This is a genomic window from Halobacillus alkaliphilus, from assembly GCF_900113125.1.
GTDB classification, from domain to species: Bacteria; Bacillota; Bacilli; order Bacillales; family Halobacillaceae; genus Halobacillus; species Halobacillus alkaliphilus.
Genome location: NZ_FOOG01000063.1, coordinates 1 through 16,158, shown reverse-complemented (window position 1 = coordinate 16,158; position 16,158 = coordinate 1). Strand labels below are relative to the sequence as shown.

The window sequence follows — 16,158 nt, the reverse complement described above, 5'->3', positions numbered from 1 at the left end:
GACTTCTGATGGTTCAGCGATTCTTTGGGGAATCGGTTACCGCATGTGTACGGCTTGTCCATCAGACCTCCCCGGGTAAAAGCATAAACTTCCTTTCCATATCCCCGCCTCATTTACTGCCTGCCCCTTTGGTCGTTGGGGTTTCGTCTTGTTATGCAGACTCACCCCAGACAGACAGCCTTTTATGAGATTCGTGTTCCTCGGGGCGGAAATTTGTCTCCGGCTTCCTTCAGATTTCAGGTCACCCTGGACACCCTTGCCTTTGACTAACGGCTACAACGACCTTCGCCGCTCGGGACTTGAACCCTAGAGTTTACACCCGTGCCGGGCACACATAAAAAAAGCCGCCTCGTAAGGGCGACTTTAAACTTATTTAAGGTCTTAATTTGAATCGTTCAATTTGGTCCCATTTTCGCTCTTTCATTAAGATTTTATATTGGTGTTCCCCAAATAAATCAAAGTGCGGAAAACGTGGATCATGATGAATCCATCGGGCGTTTAACCCATATTGAGCTCCCCATTGACTTAATTTCTCAATATCAGAACAGCCCACTTTAGTAACCGTATCGCAACCTGGGAAACGATCATCAAGCCAAAAATGGGTTAAGAAAGCTATTTCACCTTTTTCAACTTTTCTTTTCCAGTCAACTAATTCCTTTCTTTTCACACCAAAAGCCATCAGCGCTCCCCTTCCATAGCCGCTAAATAAGCCTCATGCCACTCTGGAAAGCTCCGTCTTATTGAAACGGGCCGGAAATTTTCTTTTTTTACAATGACGTGCTTCGTTTGTCCAGATACGGCTAACCTTCCATCTCCATGAACGACTTCGTACCCATAGGTAATGCGCAGACCATCGTACTCATCCACCCAAGTTTTTACAACGGCTTCATCACCATAGCGAACTGGATGTTTAAAACTTATATTGGCATCAATAACGGGGGAAACGACCCCTTGTTTCTCAATTTCTGAATATTTAAAGCCAAGCTCTTCAATAAAAGCAGTTCGACCTATTTCAAACCATACGAGATAATTGGCATGGTAAACTACACCCATCATATCGGTTTCTTGATACCTTACTTGTATCGGTGTTTCTACTACTTTCATATTTTATGACTCCCTTCGTACCGCTTGCCAAGCTTTTTCAAGATCGTTTACTACTATTTCATTCATATCCGCTAATTCATCATCTACAATTCTCGTCGCCTGATACTGAATGGCTTCATTAACAAGATTATTTACAAATCGTCCGTTTCCGCGAATTCCATGATTTTTATATTTCTCAAGGAGGAACTCTTCAGCCCACTCGTTAAAGGTGTAGCCAAATTGCTGCGCTTGAAAATGAGTCATTTCCAAAAGTTCCTGTTCATTGTAATCGGGGAAATGAAAATATTTCTTAAACCTTGAAGATAGGCCCGGATTACTTTCTACAAGCTGTTCCATTTCACGCTGGTACCCGGCAAGAATTACTACGAGGTTTTCATTATGCTTGGTCATTTCATCAACAATGGTTTCTATAGCTTCTTTACCAAATTCATCTCTTCCTCCATTATAAAGAGAATAAGCTTCATCTATAAAGAGAACTCCCCCTAGTGCTTCCCTGATTTTCCGCTTCGTTTTCATTGCTGTTTGCCCGACATATCCGGCAACAAGATCGCTTCTCGATACCACAACCATGTGACCCCTTTTAAGAAGACCACACTGCTTTAAAATATCCGAATAGATCTCTGCTACCGTCGTCTTACCCGTGCCAGGATTTCCTGAAAAAACAGAATGCAATTGAATAGGAACGACAGGGTAACCTTTTTCTTTCCTTTTCTGCTGGGTTTGAACAAAAGAAGATAATTTGCGTACTTCCGCTTTTACATTATCAAGTCCAATAAGCTCATCTAAACGGTCTCTAGGGGATAACTCCTCCTCAGGCGTAGAAGTTTCCCATGCCAGGTCATTTTCATCGATTCTCATATGATCCAGCCAATGAGATTTATCTCGCTCCGCTTCCTGAGCTCCTTTTTGAAAAATAGTTTTCATGACCAGATTTTTCACCGTACGCGCATTGCCAAACGATTCGTCCACACGTTCTCGATCAATGAGAGAAGTGAACTCTTTGAGGGCGTTTTTCGTAAAAAAGAAGTCATTTTCAATGGCTGTCTGCTCAGCAATTGTAATAAGTTCTTCCATTTTATAATCGGGCAGAGAAATGTGGTTTTGTTCAGGAAAGCGGCTGCGCAACCCAGGATTTGACCATAAAAATTGGCGCATCTCTTCTGGGTATCCTGCTAATATTACGGCGAATTTTCCACCAAATTCTTTTCCGGTCATGGCTGACACCAGCGTGTCGATAACGGCTTGTCCATAATCATTACCCGTCTGGCCCTCGCGCTTCAAACTGTAGGCCTCATCTATAAAGAGAACTCCACCAATAGCCTGCTTGACATAGTTCATTGTATTCTCTTCACTTTGACCGACATAAGAGCCAACCAAATGGGATCGGTTGACTTCGACCACTTCTTTTGTATCGAGGATTCCCAATTCATGATAAATATTGGCCAGTAAACGAGCCATTGTCGTTTTGCCTGTCCCTGGATTGCCGGTAATAATCATGTGCAGCCCTGGTTCATCTACCATAGAGAAACCAAAATTCTTTCTGTGCTGCTGATATTTCAGAAAATGATAATATCGTCTTATATACGTCTTAACGTCCTTTAGACCTACCATCTGATCAAAAGCTTCCAATGGATTGCCGGCAGAAGCATCCGTTAGAAAGCGGGGTAGTCTTTTATACAGCTCATCCTGGTGGTCCGAAAGTTCTCTGGTCCGTTCGTTAATTTCTTTAACCGGAATACGAATTCGACGATTCTCAACTGAATTAAGTGCATCAGTCATTATCTTTTCTAGAGCGTCTAATTGTTCATACACTTCCTGATATAATTTCATCCGGTTAGTCACGTCTATTAGTGTTTTAGAAGCTAATTTTGAATCCCATTGGGCTTTTAATTTAGTTACATCTTCATGTATAGCTCGAGCCTTTTTTGCTTTAGCTGAATCGTGATCTGTTTCATGAAGCACCCACTGTTCAAGTGGTGTGCGCTTTAAATGAGTATAAGCTTGCATCATCTGCTTCGATTCATATAAATCTGTGACCAGTGAATGATTACCTGCAAGCACCCTTGCTTCATCAATAAATTGATCAGCTAATTTCTCGTGCTCTGGATGACGTTTGATCCGATGATAGGCTAACGTCACATAGAGGAGAGCCTTTAGTTCTGTATCTTGTATTTCCTCTTGATTAAAATAACGAAGAGCTTCTACTTCTGAAAGCGGAGGCTTTTCATCTATACTTTTCCATTGTTTTAACTGTTCGATCATGTATTCACTTCCTTTCCTATCACCGTTATTTATTTTATCATAGTGAACTGGCTATGTAGATGAACTCGATTTCCAACCTATTGAATTACATGATAAAACCGCTTCAGCTAAGCTAGAAGCGGTTTCTTATCATTAATATTTCTGATTACGAGCCTCGTCCTTGATCTCTTCACGCATTGCATTAATGGATTGGTTTCTCCGTTTGTTCTTATCTTCGATGTTCTTTTTTTCTTCATCCGTAGCAAACTTAAGTGAATCATGAGAAGCTTCGATGTTTTCAATGGTATTGGTTACTTTTTCTTGCAATTTTCCTACATTGTCCGACCGGTTATCTGGATTAGATCGATGAGTCATGGGTTGGCCTCCTTTAAACCTGAGTTGACTTTATTTAATAAAGCCAATCCTTAATTTTCCCACCAAAAAATCTTTTATACCATAAAAAATCCCACGGGTTACGATGGGATTTGCTTAATTCGTTCATTATGTCTTTGTTCTATCCGCTCATCAATTTGATCCATCAACTGCTCATCTTCCTCTATAGAGCGAATGTTCTCTTTTACAAGATCTTCAAAAGATAAGGTTCTCTGTTTTCTCACGGAAATCTCTCCTTTTTTGTTAAGGATTTCCATTCAGAACCTGTATTATACCTATTCTAAAGCGTTTTTCATTTTTATCATGAAATCATATGTCATCGGACCAACTTTCCTGGGTTCCTGAATCACTCCATCTGTTCCTATAAAATAAGTGGTGGGAATGGAAATCGTTTGATAAGTCTGGTGCAAATCCAAATCTTTATCCAGGAGTATAGGAAAGCTGTAACCGCCCTTCTCTATATAGGATCGGACCTCACCTATATTGGTTTCAGATCCTGTTCCATTTACGGCAAGTACAGCGACTTCCTCACCATACTTCTGTTGAAATCGTTCCATTTCAGGCATCTCCTCACGACAAGGCGGACACCATGTAGCCCAAAAGTTCAAAAAGACCTTCTTCCCTTTGTAATCTGAAAGCGTAACAACCTCACCATCTAAGGTCTCTAATGTGAAATCTGGAGCTTTTTCACCTTCCTTTAATCCACTCGGCGCGTTAGGAGAAGTCATGCCTGTACCTTTTTCTTCCTTACTGGATTCATATGTCTGTAATTCGCTGTCTTCAGGATTTGTCTCTCTTTCACTCCACACGTTATAGGCAACAAGAGATAATAAAGCCAGTAAAAATACAGAAGCGAGAATTTGTTTAACCAATTGGTCCACTCCCTAATCATTCAATATGTACTAAGTATAAGAATATAGAAATCCAAATATGTCTGTAAAGATAAATGAAGAGATTCTAGAAATATTGTCACAGTCATATGTAAAAAAGCCGCCTTATGAATAAGGCGGCTTTCCAATAAGAAAGTTAACTCATTTTATTACGTAGAACCATTTGAAGAATTCCTCCGTGACGATAGTAGTCAACTTCAACTTCACTATCAAAACGAGCTACAACTTCAAATTCTTTCTTGTTTCCATCTTCGTCGGTTGCTGTAACTTTAACAAGATCGTGTGGTTTAACATCTTCCCCAATTTGTACATCGTAAGTTTCACGGCCAGTTAACCCAAGAGATTCGATTGTATCCCCAGACTTAAACTGGAGAGGAAGAACGCCCATCATAACTAGGTTCGAGCGGTGAATACGCTCAAAGCTTTGAGCAATTACCGTCTTAATACCTAAAAGATCAGTACCTTTAGCTGCCCAGTCACGGGAACTTCCCATTCCGTAATCATCACCAGCGATTACAAGAAGAGGTGTTTCGTCCTGCTGGTATTTCATAGCAGCCGTATAAATCGGCATAACTTCTTCTGTAGGCCAATACGTAGTAAAGCCACCCTCTGTACCTGGAGCTAACTCATTACGGATACGAATATTAGCGAATGTACCACGCATCATAACTTCATGATTACCTCGTCGTGATCCATAAGAGTTAAAGTTACGCGGACTAACTCCTTTTTCCTGTAAGTACTCACCAGCTGGCATATCTTTAGGGATAGCACCTGCCGGAGAGATATGGTCTGTAGTTACAGAGTCACCGAATTTACCAATCACCCGCATTCCGTTAAGCGGTTTAACGGACTCAGGATCACTTGATAGTCCTTCGAAGAACGGTGGATTCTGAATATAGGTAGAATCATCATTCCAGTCGTAAAGCGGCTCATCCGTTGTGTCAATCTCGTTCCATTTATCATTGGAATTGAAGACATTTTCATATTCTTTACGGAAAATCTCAGGTGTAACAACTCGTGAAATTTCAGCTTTTATTTCTTCCTGAGAAGGCCAGATATCGTCAAAGAATACATCATTTCCATTCTGGTCTTTACCGATTGCTTCATTTTTCAGATCAATATCCACAGTACCTGCCAGGGCATAAGCAACTACTAATGGCGGTGAAGCCAAATAGTTAGCTTTAACAAGCGGATGAATACGGCCTTCGAAGTTTCGGTTTCCGGAAAGTACAGAAGAAGCGATCAAGTCATTGTTAGCAATCGTTTCTTCAATTTCAGGAAGTAATGGTCCAGAGTTACCTATACATGTAGTACATCCGTAACCTACCAGGTTAAAGCCTAGTGTATTTAAGTGCTCCATCAAACCTGAATCCTCAAGATAGCGGGTAACTACTTTAGATCCCGGCGCAAGAGAAGTTTTTACGTAAGCTGGAACATCAAGGCCTTTTTCAATAGCTTTCTTCGCTACAAGTCCTGCTCCAAGCATAACGTGAGGATTTGACGTGTTCGTACAGGAAGTGATGGCGGCAATAGCCAATGCCCCTGTTTTCATAACCGCTTTTTCTCCACTTTCAAATTGAACTTCAGCTTCTTTTTTGAATTCTGATTTATCAAGACCAAAACCATGATTTCCGGCAGGGCCTGTTACAGCATCTTCAAAAGAATTTTTCATTTTGGAAAGCGGGATTAGATCCTGTGGACGTTTAGGACCAGACAGGTTTGGTTCCAGTTCTCCGAGATCGATTTCAACTAATGAAGTGAATTCAGGATCTTCTAGAGATGGATCATACCACAGCTGGTTTTCTTTACAATACGTTTCCACAAGAGAAATTTGCTCTTCACTGCGACCTGTTAAACGTAAGTATTCAAGTGATTCCCCGTCTACTGGGAAGAATCCGCAAGTTGCTCCGTATTCAGGAGCCATATTTGAAATCGTAGCACGATCTGCAAGCGGCATCTCCTGTAATCCAGGACCGAAGAATTCAACAAATTTCCCAACCACATTCTGCTCACGAAGTTTTTGTGTAACTTTCAAAGCCAAGTCGGTAGCTGTTGTTCCTTGAGGGAAGCTTCCATTCAATTTCACACCAATAACTTCTGGAGCCGGGAAGTATGAAGGCTGTCCAAGCATTCCTGCTTCAGCTTCAATTCCACCTACACCCCAGCCAAGGACTCCAAGTCCATTGATCATAGTTGTGTGAGAGTCTGTACCAACAAGTGTATCAGGATAAGTATCATAAGCACCATTGCCATCCTCTTTGGCATGGACAACATTAGCGATATATTCAAGGTTTACCTGGTGAACAATCCCTGTTGCAGGCGGTACGGCACGATAGTTATCAAAGGCTTTTTGGGCCCAGTGAAGAAATTCATAACGTTCTTGGTTACGTTCAAATTCCAGTTCCATGTTAATGTTAAGAGCATCTGCTGTACCGTATTTATCAACCTGTACAGAGTGGTCAATAACCAAATCTACCGGCACTTCCGGATTAATCTTCTCCGGACTTCCGCCCATATCCACCATTGCTTTTCTAAGTGAAGCAAGATCTACCACGGCTGGTACACCAGTGAAGTCCTGCAGTATTACACGGGAAGGCTTAAATGGAACATCTTCCCCTTTTGATTTACTAGTTCCCCAGTTTGCTAGACTCTCAACGTGTTCGTCTTTAATCACACGGCCGTCATGCTGGCGCAGAAGAGATTCAAGCAGAATACGAATAGAGAAAGGCAGACGGGAAATCTTGCCCTGCCCCGCATCTTCTAAGGCTTTTAAGTCGTAATAGTTGTACGTTTGGCCATTTAGGTCAAATTGTTTGCGAGAATTATATGGATTGCTAGCCATACTTCCTTTTACCCCCTCATCATAATTTAATGGAGAGCCCTGTAAAACGGCTTCCCCATTCCCCAATTATTGTACATTTGCGACCTTTAATTGGATAAGTTCACAAATCTGCACCCCTTATTGTAAATGAAAACGATTTATAAGTAAAATAATTAGACACTATTTTTTATATTTCGACTTCTCTTGGAAAATTCAAGTAGCAGCCTTCTTTTCGCTGTCAACGACCTTGTATTTCCTGCATGTTCCTTTTATAATTAAAGTAAGTTTATATATGAATGAAACAGGTGATAATATGTCAGGCGGATTTGCCCTTTTTATCGTTGCATGGACAATTGTTCTAATTACGTTAATGGGAATCGGCGGCTTCTTTATGTTTCGCAAGTTCTTAAAACGTCTACCTAAAGAAGATGGGAAATCGATCATTGACTGGGAAGAATACTATGTGGATAAAACACGTAAAATGTGGACTCAGGAACAAAAAGATCTCTTAGAAGAGTTAGTTTCTCCGGTTCCAGAATTATTTCGTGATGTAGCCCGGCAGAAAATTGCCGGAAGAATTGGTCAGGTAGCTTTGGAAAAAAGACGAAAAAAAATAACTCAAGAAGTGATTATTGAAGGTTATATTTTAGCCACTCCCAAACGGGATCATAAATTTCTAATTAAAAAACTTGAAGAAAAAAATATCGATCTGGAACCATATCAGCCATTATTTGATCGTTAAGAAGACCCGGCATCATCTGCCGGGTCTTCTTTTATGTTTCTAACGTTTTTTCAAGCCGCAAAAATTGCCTGAGCATTGCGAGTCTCCATGTAAGAATCATTCCTAAAGCAAGTAAAAAGAACATTCCGCTCGTTTCACCAAAGGAAATGGTTTGGCCGATTATTAGTTTCAGAATAACGCGAAGAATAAGTAATCCGAATAAGATAAATACAAATGCTTTAGAAGGTTTAAGATAGATATCACCCTCTCGCACCTCCAATTTGGAAGTGCGAATCAAAAAGATTGAAAAAAGCATTCCTACAGCTAAAGCTTCAATAACCTGCGTCCATTCCAGCCGGAAAACAGGGAAAATGAACATAAAAGCACCGGTACTCATGAAAAACGGCGGGAGAATGATTTTTTTTATACTGGCCGGCTGCCTGGCTGCCCTCATTCTAATAAAAATCATAGCAGTAGCCATACACGCAGCAACCAGTGTACTTGCTATTAACCAAAACATAAACATTCACACTTTCTTTTCTGATCGTCCGTACTTAACTTAACACACGCTCTATGGCTTCGAGTACCATTCTTTCATCAAAAGGTTTAGCAATGAAATCTTTAGCACCGTTTTCTATCGCTTCAAAAATTAATTTTTGCTGACCCAGAGCAGAACACATCACCACTATGGCATGCTCAGACTGAGTCTTAATTTGTTTAAGAGCTTCAATCCCGTTCATCTCGGGCATGGTAATATCCATGGTTGTCAAATCTGGTTGAAGCCTAAGATGCAATTCTACCGCTTTCTTACCATCCGCCGCTTCTCCTACGACTTCGTGATTCGCTTTTTGCAGAATATTGGTAAGCGTCAAGCGTGTAAACTTGGCGTCGTCCACCACTAGTATCCGAGCCATACAAACTCCCCCTCAAAATCTCAACTTCGATCGTTTGCAATTGTTAGTATAATTGTCATCGTTATACCAACAACTGTTAGATACACACCCAGATCAAATAGTAATGCTGTAGCAAGTTCAGTTTTACCTAAGATCGGAAGTTGAAAGTAAGCGTATGTCTGACTCAAAAAAGGCTGACCAAAAATAAATGAACCGATGCCTGTTCCTAAAGCTATGATTAATCCAACAGGAATGATATAGCGAAAGTTAATCGGGAGAATCTTTTCCATAGAACGTATGCCATACGCCATATACATAAGTACAAAAGCAGCGGAGGTCATTAAGCCGCCTATAAAACCGCCTCCCGGGGCATTGTGGCCAGCAAAGAATAAGTAAATGGAAAATCCTAAAATAATAAACGCGATTAATGTAGTAGTTGCTCGTAAAATAATATCATTGGTGCGGGTCATATTCATACTCCTTTACTGTTTAATTTCTGATTTCATCATAATATAAAGTTTATTCAAAATCCATTTCTTAAAAGCCCTGAAATCCAAATAAACCAACTAAATAAGAGGTCAAGGCTGTCATCCAGTCAAAATATAAAGCGATTCCCATCATAATCATAATATAACCACCTATTTTCACAATAGTACCACTATGCTTTCTTACCCAGTTTAATTTCCCTACAAAGAAAGACAGTACTAAGAAAGGCACTGAGAAGCCAAGTGAATAGGCAAGCATCATCACCATAAATAATTCAGGGCTGTCCGCAGCTAAGACTAACACGGCTGACAAGATCGGACCCGTACAGGGTGTCCATCCTAAAGAGAAAGTTAGTCCAATTAGAAAAGAGCCAATAAAGCCTGCAGGTCTATTTTTAAAAGATATTTTTCGATCTTTCATTAAGAATTGGAAATTGAATACCCCAATAATTACAAAACCAAAGAAAATAATTAAAATAGCTCCCAAACGCCTTATGATCGTATCATTTTGAATAAGAAACTGGGATAAAAATGATCCAGAAAACCCTAGTACAAGAAAAATTGTAGTAAACCCTATTAAAAATGATATCGTGTGCAATAAGCTTTTACGCTTCAACATGGCATTATCTTCTTTTAACTCACTTACACTCATTCCTGTTATGTACGAGAGGAATGCAGGATATAAGGGAAGTACACAGGGGGATATGAATGATAAGAAACCAGCCCCGAAGGCAATAAATATGTTTATCTCTGACATAATGCTTCCTCCAAAATTATACTAGACCTCTATTGTATCAAACCGTATTTCAAAAAACGATGAATCAAGTGTGAACTTCTCAGAATAAACGGATCCATAAGAAAAGCCTTCTTTCCTCAAACTGAAAGAAGGCTTTATTTTGATTATTTCATTTGGTTGTTCATGGAACGCATCATTTGATTGATTTTCTTCTGTGATGGTTTCTGCCCCATCTGCATCATCAATGTGCGAAGCATTTGCTCATTAATTGGCGGGTTTTTCTTCAAATAGTTCATCATATACTTTCTTGCTATGAAAAAGCCAAGAGCTACTCCTCCGATTAGAGTGAGTACAGCAATGACGATAACCCATATAATACCCAAAGTCATGTCTTCGTCTTCCTCCTTCGTGTTATCTCCCATAACAGTATAGTAAATGGTTCACAGAAATACAATAGCCGTTTACGATAATAAACTTTCGCCTGCCAATGGGGATACCCAGCCATAATGATCTCCGTCCTGATCGACGATAAAAATTGAGCGGGAAGACATCCTTAATGGCTCAAACACGACATTCTCTGCCTGCCACAGACTCTAGCACTGAAAAAGACAACAATAATTCTTATTAACTATTATAGCATATTTTGAGTTTTTATCGAAGAACAGAAGCTTAGGTCTTAAGCAATTTTTATACTTTCCATAGAGGAATGCGTTCCATGTCAGCCATGATGAAAGACGTTCTGTAACATAGGAGAATTGTTCCACAGGTTCATAAGTAGAAATTTGCGGGAAACCTAAAGAAAATGCCCCACAATAATTATTTTAATGTAATTGCTGAAAAGATGATCCGCTGTATTGCATCTCCTTATTCAAAGTATTTTTTTATTAATATTAAGAGACTTACAAAAATTAGCTGAATATATAAAACAAGCTGCCGGATATACCGACAGCTTGTTTATCTGATCTTAGGAATTCATTAAATTCTCAGCGTGTTTGACTACATTATCTACAGTAAAACCAAAGTTTTCGATAATAGTATCACCTGGGGCTGAAGCTCCAAAGCGGTCGATGCCAAGCACCGTACCGTCGAGGCCTACGTAGCGTTCCCAGCCAAACGATGCAGCCATCTCTACAGCTAAACGTTTACGAACGCTGGAAGGAAGGATGCTCTCTTGATATTCTCTGCTTTGAGCATTAAAGCGATCGAAAGAAGGAATACTTACAACGCGAACATCATAACCTTTTTTCTTAAGTTCATCTTGCGCTTTTACAATCAGCTGAACTTCAGATCCAGAAGCTAACAGGATAGCATCTGGCTCTTCCTTATCAGAATCACTTAAAATATATGCACCGTGTTTAACACCTTCATAAGCGTTTTCTGCCGTGCCTTTAAGAGTTGGAAGCCCCTGACGAGTTAATACTAACGCATTTGGGGTGGTATTGGATTCTAGAGCCAACTGCCATGCCGCACTGGTTTCATTTCCATCAGCAGGTCGAATTACGGATAGATTTGGCATAGCACGAAGAGAAGGCAACTGCTCAATTGGCTCATGAGTCGGTCCGTCTTCTCCGACAGCTACTGAATCGTGTGTAAAGACATAGTTTATCGGAAGATTCATCAGTGCAGATAGACGCAGAGCTGGTCTCAAGTAATCACTAAATACAAAGAAGGTTCCGCCATAAACTTTAAGCCCGCCATGTAAGGCGATACCATTTAAAGCTGCAGCCATTGCGAATTCTCTAACGCCAAACCAAATATTACGGCCGGCATAGTTATTACGAGAGAAGTCTTCTTCGTCTTTTACACTTGTTTTGTTTGAACCTGCCAAGTCTGAACTGCCTCCGAAGAAATATGGAACTTTAGAAGAAAGAGCATTAATAACATCACCTGAAGCAGCACGAGTTGCCGGGCTGTCTTCACCAACTTGATATGTTGGAAGTTCGTGCTTCCATCCTTCAGGAAGTTCTCCTTTAATAGCCGCTTCAAGTTCAGCAGCCAGCTCAGGATAGCTTTCTTTATACTGTTTCATAAGTTCATTCCAGGATTGTTCTTTCTCTTCTCCGTTTTGTTGAACTTTTTCCTTGAAATCCTGATATACTTCCTCTGGAACATGAAATAGCTCTTCATGCTCCCATTCATAATGAGCTTTCGCTGCAGTAACTTCATCTTCTCCAAGTGGAGCTCCGTGAGAAGCAGACTTGCCTGATTTATTTGGTGAACCATAGCCAATTACTGTTTTAACTTCGATCATCGTCGGTTGATCTGTATTTTGCTTGGCTTCTTGAATCGCTTTTGCAATTTCTTCGGTATCTGTTCCGTCCTCGACACGAATAACTTGCCAGCCATAAGCTTCATAGCGCTTTTCAACGCTTTCACTAAAGGAACGGTCTAAATCTCCATCTAAGGAAATATCATTTGAGTCATACAATACGACTAATTTTCCAAGTCCAAGGTGACCTGCTAAAGAAGCAGTTTCTTGCGAAACACCTTCCATTAAATCACCATCACCACAAATAGCAAAAGTGTAGTGATCCACTACGTTATAGCTATCACGATTGTATTTAGCAGCTAAATGTGCTTCAGCCATTGCCATACCGGTAGCCATGGATAAACCTTGACCAAGCGGTCCCGTAGTTGCTTCCACACCATCTGTGTGTCCGTATTCAGGATGTCCAGGAGTTTTAGAATCCCACTGACGGAAAGATTTAAGATCATCGATCGTCACGTTGTAACCGGATAAATGCAGGAGACTATATAAAAGCATAGATCCGTGTCCCGCTGATAGTACGAAGCGGTCGCGGTTAAACCAGTCAGAGTTTTTAGGATTGTGATCCATAAATTTTGTCCAAAGGGTATACGCCATAGGAGCTGCCCCCATCGGCATTCCTGGATGACCGGAGCTTGCTTTTTCAACGGCATCGATTGTGAGTGTTCGGATTGTATTTATTGAAGTTTGTTCAAGGCTGTTTGCCATAATCGCCATTCCCCTTTCTATTTCGAAAATATGTACAAGTATTATCCTATAATGAATTTAGGTTTGAAACAAGCACAGGGACAATATTTCAAAAAAAACCCAGACCCTAAATTTAATTTTCCCTGAAAAGGGTTTCTTAAACAAAATAAATCCGTACATAAGCTGTACGGATTTATAAATCAGTTATTCTTTTCATTTTCCTGCATTTCTCTTAATTTTTTAGGTGTAACATCTTTTCCTTCAGGGTCAATAACAGTAACACCCTTTAACTGGTTCTTAAAGGATTTACGAACATTTTTCAGGTATTCCTGCCTTAAACCCTGTTGTTCTTCTTTTTCCTTGGCAGTTAATTCTTCTTGCTTTGATTTATTAGCCAGTTCATTTATACGATCAATCTTTTCTTTAGATAACATAGATCATACCCCTTTATATTTATATTGTGATTAACAGGATCGATTCATGTGTGGACAAGAAAAAGACAAGAGGCCATGTGACCCTTGTCTTTTATTTAATCGTAACCTTTGTCTTCTTTTTTTTCAAGTAATACGTGCTCCTGATATCTTCGGTGGACTGTTGCCTTTGATACATCATATCCAAGTCCACGAAGAGTGGCAGCTATATCTTTAAATGACAGCTTGTTCTGGCGTAAACGAACAACCTCATGTATGGGAAATTCAATCCTTTCGCGTCCAGGAGCCAAGTGCTGATTTGATAGATTAGCTGCAGGATTATAACCTTCCTCGACTGCTTTCTTCATTCCTCTGCGGATCTTCATGTTATGTATTTTCCGCTGATACTCTTCTACAATACCCACTATTTGAAGAACCATAGAATCAGATTCGGCTATTTCCAGTTCCCCTTCATGGGAAAGTGAATAGATTCGAACATCTAACTTATTTAATTGATGAAACAAGGCAATTTTTGTGTTGCCTCGTCCAAGCCGCGTTTCATCTTGTATTAATAAGGCGTCCGCTTCCCTGCTAGAAAAATATTCAAGCAAGCGGAAAATTCCCTCCCGTTCGATTTCATACCCGCTTGCTTGTTCCTCTATACAATCCACAACTTCCATATTATGATGTTCGGCCATCTGGTTTAATTCATTTCTTTGTCTGTTCAATGATGAAACTTGTGCTTCTTTTTCTGTACTTACGCGACAATATAGGATAACTCTCATGATGTTCGGCCCTTTCTATTAAGTGTTCTCATTCAGCATATAATAGATTATCCAATGGAGACCATTGAAAAGTAAAGAAAGGCTAAACTTGCGATAAACAGTACCAGGTACGTAATATCAAGCTTTGACAGTTTGTTGAACATGATTAGACCCTCCAGTTTTAGGAACGAACGTTCTTAAGAACTAATGTTCGCTTTTTCTAATTCCAATTATATACGAACAATCGTTCTTGTCAACCAAGTTTTTCGAACGCTTGTTTGTATTATTTAAGTAAGCATGGTACAATGTGGTTACTATAAATCCTATGTACGAGGTGTAAATCTATGAGTAAACTTTCAAAGAGACAACAAGAAATATTAGATTTTATTAAAGAGCAAGTAATTATGAAAGGTTATCCGCCTTCGGTCCGTGAAATCGGTCAATCCGTGGGCCTGGCATCCAGTTCAACGGTGCACGGGCACCTGTCGCGTTTAGAAAAAAAGGGGTACATTCGAAGAGACCCTACTAAACCAAGAGCTATTGAAGTGATAGAGTTAGAGGAAGATCACAGCATCCCTAGAAGTGAAGCCTCCTACGCGCCTGTTATTGGTAAAGTAACGGCGGGTTATCCGATTACTGCTGTCGAGAATATTGAAGAATATGTACCGCTTCCAGACTCTTTAGCTGGTACAGACGATAACACGTTCGTACTTGTCGTCCAGGGCGAGAGTATGATTGAAGCTGGTATTCTTGATGGTGATATGGTAATCGTAAGACAACAGCAGACCGCTCAAAATGGAGACATTGTAGTAGCCATGACAGAGGATGAAGAAGCTACTGTTAAGCGCTTTTTCAAAGAAAGAAACCATATCCGCTTACAACCTGAAAATGCCACGATGGAACCTATTATTCTAAGTGATGTTTCGATTCTTGGACGGGTGGTAGGTCTATACCGTACGGTTCATTAAATAAATATTAAGGGCAGCTCTTAAGAGCTGCCCTTTTTTGCATTTTTTTCCATATAAATACTGATAAAAAGCACTATAAAAATAAGTACTATTTCGTTCTTCCTCCACATTAGAGTGATTTCCCTTGAAAGGAGCTGGTTTACTAAATGTTCGATACAGGGTACTTATGTTCAAACGGCTTAACGTAATCAAGGTCACCCTCAAAGCTTGATCTATAATAAATAAGGAGTTGATTAATATGGGGTTAAAATCAAAGCTCTCAAAAATTCTTAGAATCTGGAACGACGTGGATGCTGTTCGCAATAACCGAATTGGCCAGCGAGTCGGCAGGAGAGCTGCAGGTAAAGTCAGCGGGAAACTCATTCGTAAGATATTTAAATAGGATCTTTCTATAATATAGAGATAATTAAAGCCCTTAAATCTAAAGGGCTTTTTTATCATTCATCAGCAGAAGACTCCCTCTTCAAGCGCCGTGTCGAAGACCGGTGGTAAGGGGGGAGATGAATGCCGTTGCCGTAAGGCGAATGTCTTTGAATATTCTCCCTTCCGTGATATTCTAAAGTAAGAACATACGTTCTTGATTGGGGGGTGGAAAGGTTGAGGCATAAAGCGTATAACTTTCGTATCTATCCAAATAAAACCCAAGAGTCGCTCATCGCTAAGACAATCGGTTGCGCTCGTTTTGTCTTCAATCATTTCCTCTCCGAATGGAGCAGGGCCTACAAGGAGACCGGAAAAGGTTTGAGTTACTCTACTTGTTCCAAACAACTACCCAAGCT

At 40.2% G+C, this 16,158-nt stretch carries 20 protein-coding genes; 4 read left to right on the top strand and 16 right to left on the bottom strand.

Translation table 11 applies throughout. From position 1 onward, the window contains the following. Nucleotides 1-373: 373 nt before the first annotated feature. The 7 genes from BMZ06_RS19360 to acnA all read right to left on the bottom strand — a co-directional run bounded on the left by BMZ06_RS19360 (nt 374) and on the right by acnA (nt 7,470). Nucleotides 374-679: a hypothetical protein gene (locus tag BMZ06_RS19360; protein ID WP_089754722.1), complete on the bottom strand. Its 306-nt coding sequence runs from the start codon at nt 677-679 to the stop codon at nt 374-376. Then, nucleotides 679-1,104: an acyl-CoA thioesterase gene (locus tag BMZ06_RS19355; protein ID WP_089754720.1), complete on the bottom strand. Its 426-nt coding sequence runs from the start codon at nt 1,102-1,104 to the stop codon at nt 679-681. The genes BMZ06_RS19360 and BMZ06_RS19355 overlap by 1 nt, the downstream gene beginning before the upstream one ends. 3 nt (nt 1,105-1,107) lie before the next feature. After that, nucleotides 1,108-3,366: an AAA family ATPase gene (locus BMZ06_RS19350; protein WP_089754718.1), complete on the bottom strand. Its 2,259-nt coding sequence runs from the start codon at nt 3,364-3,366 to the stop codon at nt 1,108-1,110. 132 nt (nt 3,367-3,498) lie between these two features. Continuing rightward, nucleotides 3,499-3,720, bottom strand: a complete 222-nt coding sequence (gene tlp, locus BMZ06_RS19345) for a small acid-soluble spore protein Tlp (protein WP_089754716.1) — start codon at nt 3,718-3,720, stop codon at nt 3,499-3,501. A gap of 98 nt (nt 3,721-3,818) precedes the next feature. Next, nucleotides 3,819-3,962: an FbpB family small basic protein gene (locus BMZ06_RS19340; RefSeq protein ID WP_139205865.1), complete on the bottom strand. Its 144-nt coding sequence runs from the start codon at nt 3,960-3,962 to the stop codon at nt 3,819-3,821. A 51-nt stretch (nt 3,963-4,013) separates the two neighbouring features. Beyond that, nucleotides 4,014-4,619, bottom strand: coding sequence for a TlpA disulfide reductase family protein (locus BMZ06_RS19335; protein WP_245756051.1), 606 nt, complete (start codon nt 4,617-4,619; stop codon nt 4,014-4,016). A 145-nt stretch (nt 4,620-4,764) separates the two neighbouring features. Continuing rightward, complete coding sequence (gene acnA / locus BMZ06_RS19330) at nt 4,765-7,470, bottom strand: aconitate hydratase AcnA (protein ID WP_089754710.1); 2,706 nt, start codon at nt 7,468-7,470, stop codon at nt 4,765-4,767. 292 nt (nt 7,471-7,762) lie between these two features. Here acnA and BMZ06_RS19325 point away from each other — a divergent pair, with 292 nt between their 5' ends. Then, on the top strand, nt 7,763-8,191 hold the full coding sequence (locus BMZ06_RS19325) for a DUF2621 domain-containing protein (protein WP_089754708.1): 429 nt from the start codon (nt 7,763-7,765) through the stop codon (nt 8,189-8,191). 31 nt (nt 8,192-8,222) lie between these two features. Here BMZ06_RS19325 and BMZ06_RS19320 read toward each other — a convergent pair whose 3' ends face one another. The 9 genes from BMZ06_RS19320 to BMZ06_RS19285 all read right to left on the bottom strand — a co-directional run bounded on the left by BMZ06_RS19320 (nt 8,223) and on the right by BMZ06_RS19285 (nt 14,432). After that, nucleotides 8,223-8,690, bottom strand: coding sequence for a CcdC family protein (locus tag BMZ06_RS19320; protein ID WP_089754706.1), 468 nt, complete (start codon nt 8,688-8,690; stop codon nt 8,223-8,225). A gap of 34 nt (nt 8,691-8,724) precedes the next feature. Continuing rightward, the gene (locus BMZ06_RS19315) at nt 8,725-9,084 is read right to left on the bottom strand and encodes a response regulator (protein ID WP_089754704.1); all 360 of its coding nucleotides are present in this window, start codon (nt 9,082-9,084) and stop codon (nt 8,725-8,727) included. A 20-nt stretch (nt 9,085-9,104) separates the two neighbouring features. After that, nucleotides 9,105-9,533, bottom strand: a complete 429-nt coding sequence (locus tag BMZ06_RS19310; protein WP_014643377.1) for a Na(+)/H(+) antiporter subunit B — start codon at nt 9,531-9,533, stop codon at nt 9,105-9,107. 67 nt (nt 9,534-9,600) lie between these two features. Further along, nucleotides 9,601-10,305, bottom strand: coding sequence for a cytochrome c biogenesis CcdA family protein (locus tag BMZ06_RS19305; protein ID WP_089754703.1), 705 nt, complete (start codon nt 10,303-10,305; stop codon nt 9,601-9,603). Between the two features lie 143 nt (nt 10,306-10,448). After that, entirely contained in the window at nt 10,449-10,667 is a 219-nt protein-coding gene (locus BMZ06_RS19300; protein WP_173380447.1) for a YneF family protein, read from the bottom strand. A 481-nt stretch (nt 10,668-11,148) separates the two neighbouring features. Continuing rightward, entirely contained in the window at nt 11,149-11,223 is a 75-nt protein-coding gene (locus BMZ06_RS21310) for a sortase B protein-sorting domain-containing protein (RefSeq protein WP_139205866.1), read from the bottom strand. Between the two features lie 25 nt (nt 11,224-11,248). After that, nucleotides 11,249-13,258: a transketolase gene (tkt, locus tag BMZ06_RS19295; RefSeq protein WP_089754701.1), complete on the bottom strand. Its 2,010-nt coding sequence runs from the start codon at nt 13,256-13,258 to the stop codon at nt 11,249-11,251. A 179-nt stretch (nt 13,259-13,437) separates the two neighbouring features. Next, nucleotides 13,438-13,671 (bottom strand): DUF896 domain-containing protein, encoded by a 234-nt coding sequence (locus tag BMZ06_RS19290; protein WP_089754700.1) that lies wholly within the window; start codon nt 13,669-13,671, stop codon nt 13,438-13,440. Nucleotides 13,672-13,766: 95 nt separating this feature from the next. Next, on the bottom strand, nt 13,767-14,432 hold the full coding sequence (locus BMZ06_RS19285) for a YneB family resolvase-like protein (protein WP_089754697.1): 666 nt from the start codon (nt 14,430-14,432) through the stop codon (nt 13,767-13,769). A 323-nt stretch (nt 14,433-14,755) separates the two neighbouring features. On the opposite strand from BMZ06_RS19285, the gene lexA reads away from it, so the two are divergent. The 3 genes from lexA to BMZ06_RS19275 all read left to right on the top strand — a co-directional run. Further along, complete coding sequence (gene lexA / locus BMZ06_RS19280) at nt 14,756-15,379, top strand: transcriptional repressor LexA (RefSeq protein ID WP_089754695.1); 624 nt, start codon at nt 14,756-14,758, stop codon at nt 15,377-15,379. Between the two features lie 238 nt (nt 15,380-15,617). Next, on the top strand, nt 15,618-15,761 hold the full coding sequence (locus BMZ06_RS20890; RefSeq protein ID WP_175477938.1) for a hypothetical protein: 144 nt from the start codon (nt 15,618-15,620) through the stop codon (nt 15,759-15,761). A gap of 206 nt (nt 15,762-15,967) precedes the next feature. Next, nucleotides 15,968-16,158: helix-turn-helix domain-containing protein (locus BMZ06_RS19275; protein WP_175477937.1), on the top strand; the 191-nt coding region annotated here is incomplete at its 3' end.

Bases quoted from the DNA above. Each gene is read 5' to 3' on its own strand.
- BMZ06_RS19360 (WP_089754722.1), bottom strand. From the start codon at position 679: ATGGCTTTTGGTGTGAAAAGAAAGGAATTAGTTGACTGGAAAAGAAAA.
- BMZ06_RS19355 (WP_089754720.1), bottom strand. From the start codon at position 1,104: ATGAAAGTAGTAGAAACACCGATACAAGTAAGGTATCAAGAAACCGAT.
- BMZ06_RS19350 (WP_089754718.1), bottom strand. From the start codon at position 3,366: ATGATCGAACAGTTAAAACAATGGAAAAGTATAGATGAAAAGCCTCCG.
- tlp (WP_089754716.1), bottom strand. From the start codon at position 3,720: ATGACTCATCGATCTAATCCAGATAACCGGTCGGACAATGTAGGAAAA.
- acnA (WP_089754710.1), bottom strand. From the start codon at position 7,470: ATGGCTAGCAATCCATATAATTCTCGCAAACAATTTGACCTAAATGGC.
- BMZ06_RS19325 (WP_089754708.1), top strand. From the start codon at position 7,763: ATGTCAGGCGGATTTGCCCTTTTTATCGTTGCATGGACAATTGTTCTA.
- BMZ06_RS19320 (WP_089754706.1), bottom strand. From the start codon at position 8,690: ATGTTTTGGTTAATAGCAAGTACACTGGTTGCTGCGTGTATGGCTACT.
- BMZ06_RS19315 (WP_089754704.1), bottom strand. From the start codon at position 9,084: ATGGCTCGGATACTAGTGGTGGACGACGCCAAGTTTACACGCTTGACG.
- BMZ06_RS19310 (WP_014643377.1), bottom strand. From the start codon at position 9,533: ATGACCCGCACCAATGATATTATTTTACGAGCAACTACTACATTAATC.
- BMZ06_RS19305 (WP_089754703.1), bottom strand. From the start codon at position 10,305: ATGTCAGAGATAAACATATTTATTGCCTTCGGGGCTGGTTTCTTATCA.
- tkt (WP_089754701.1), bottom strand. From the start codon at position 13,258: ATGGCAAACAGCCTTGAACAAACTTCAATAAATACAATCCGAACACTC.
- BMZ06_RS19290 (WP_089754700.1), bottom strand. From the start codon at position 13,671: ATGTTATCTAAAGAAAAGATTGATCGTATAAATGAACTGGCTAATAAA.
- BMZ06_RS19285 (WP_089754697.1), bottom strand. From the start codon at position 14,432: ATGAGAGTTATCCTATATTGTCGCGTAAGTACAGAAAAAGAAGCACAA.
- lexA (WP_089754695.1), top strand. From the start codon at position 14,756: ATGAGTAAACTTTCAAAGAGACAACAAGAAATATTAGATTTTATTAAA.
- BMZ06_RS20890 (WP_175477938.1), top strand. From the start codon at position 15,618: ATGGGGTTAAAATCAAAGCTCTCAAAAATTCTTAGAATCTGGAACGAC.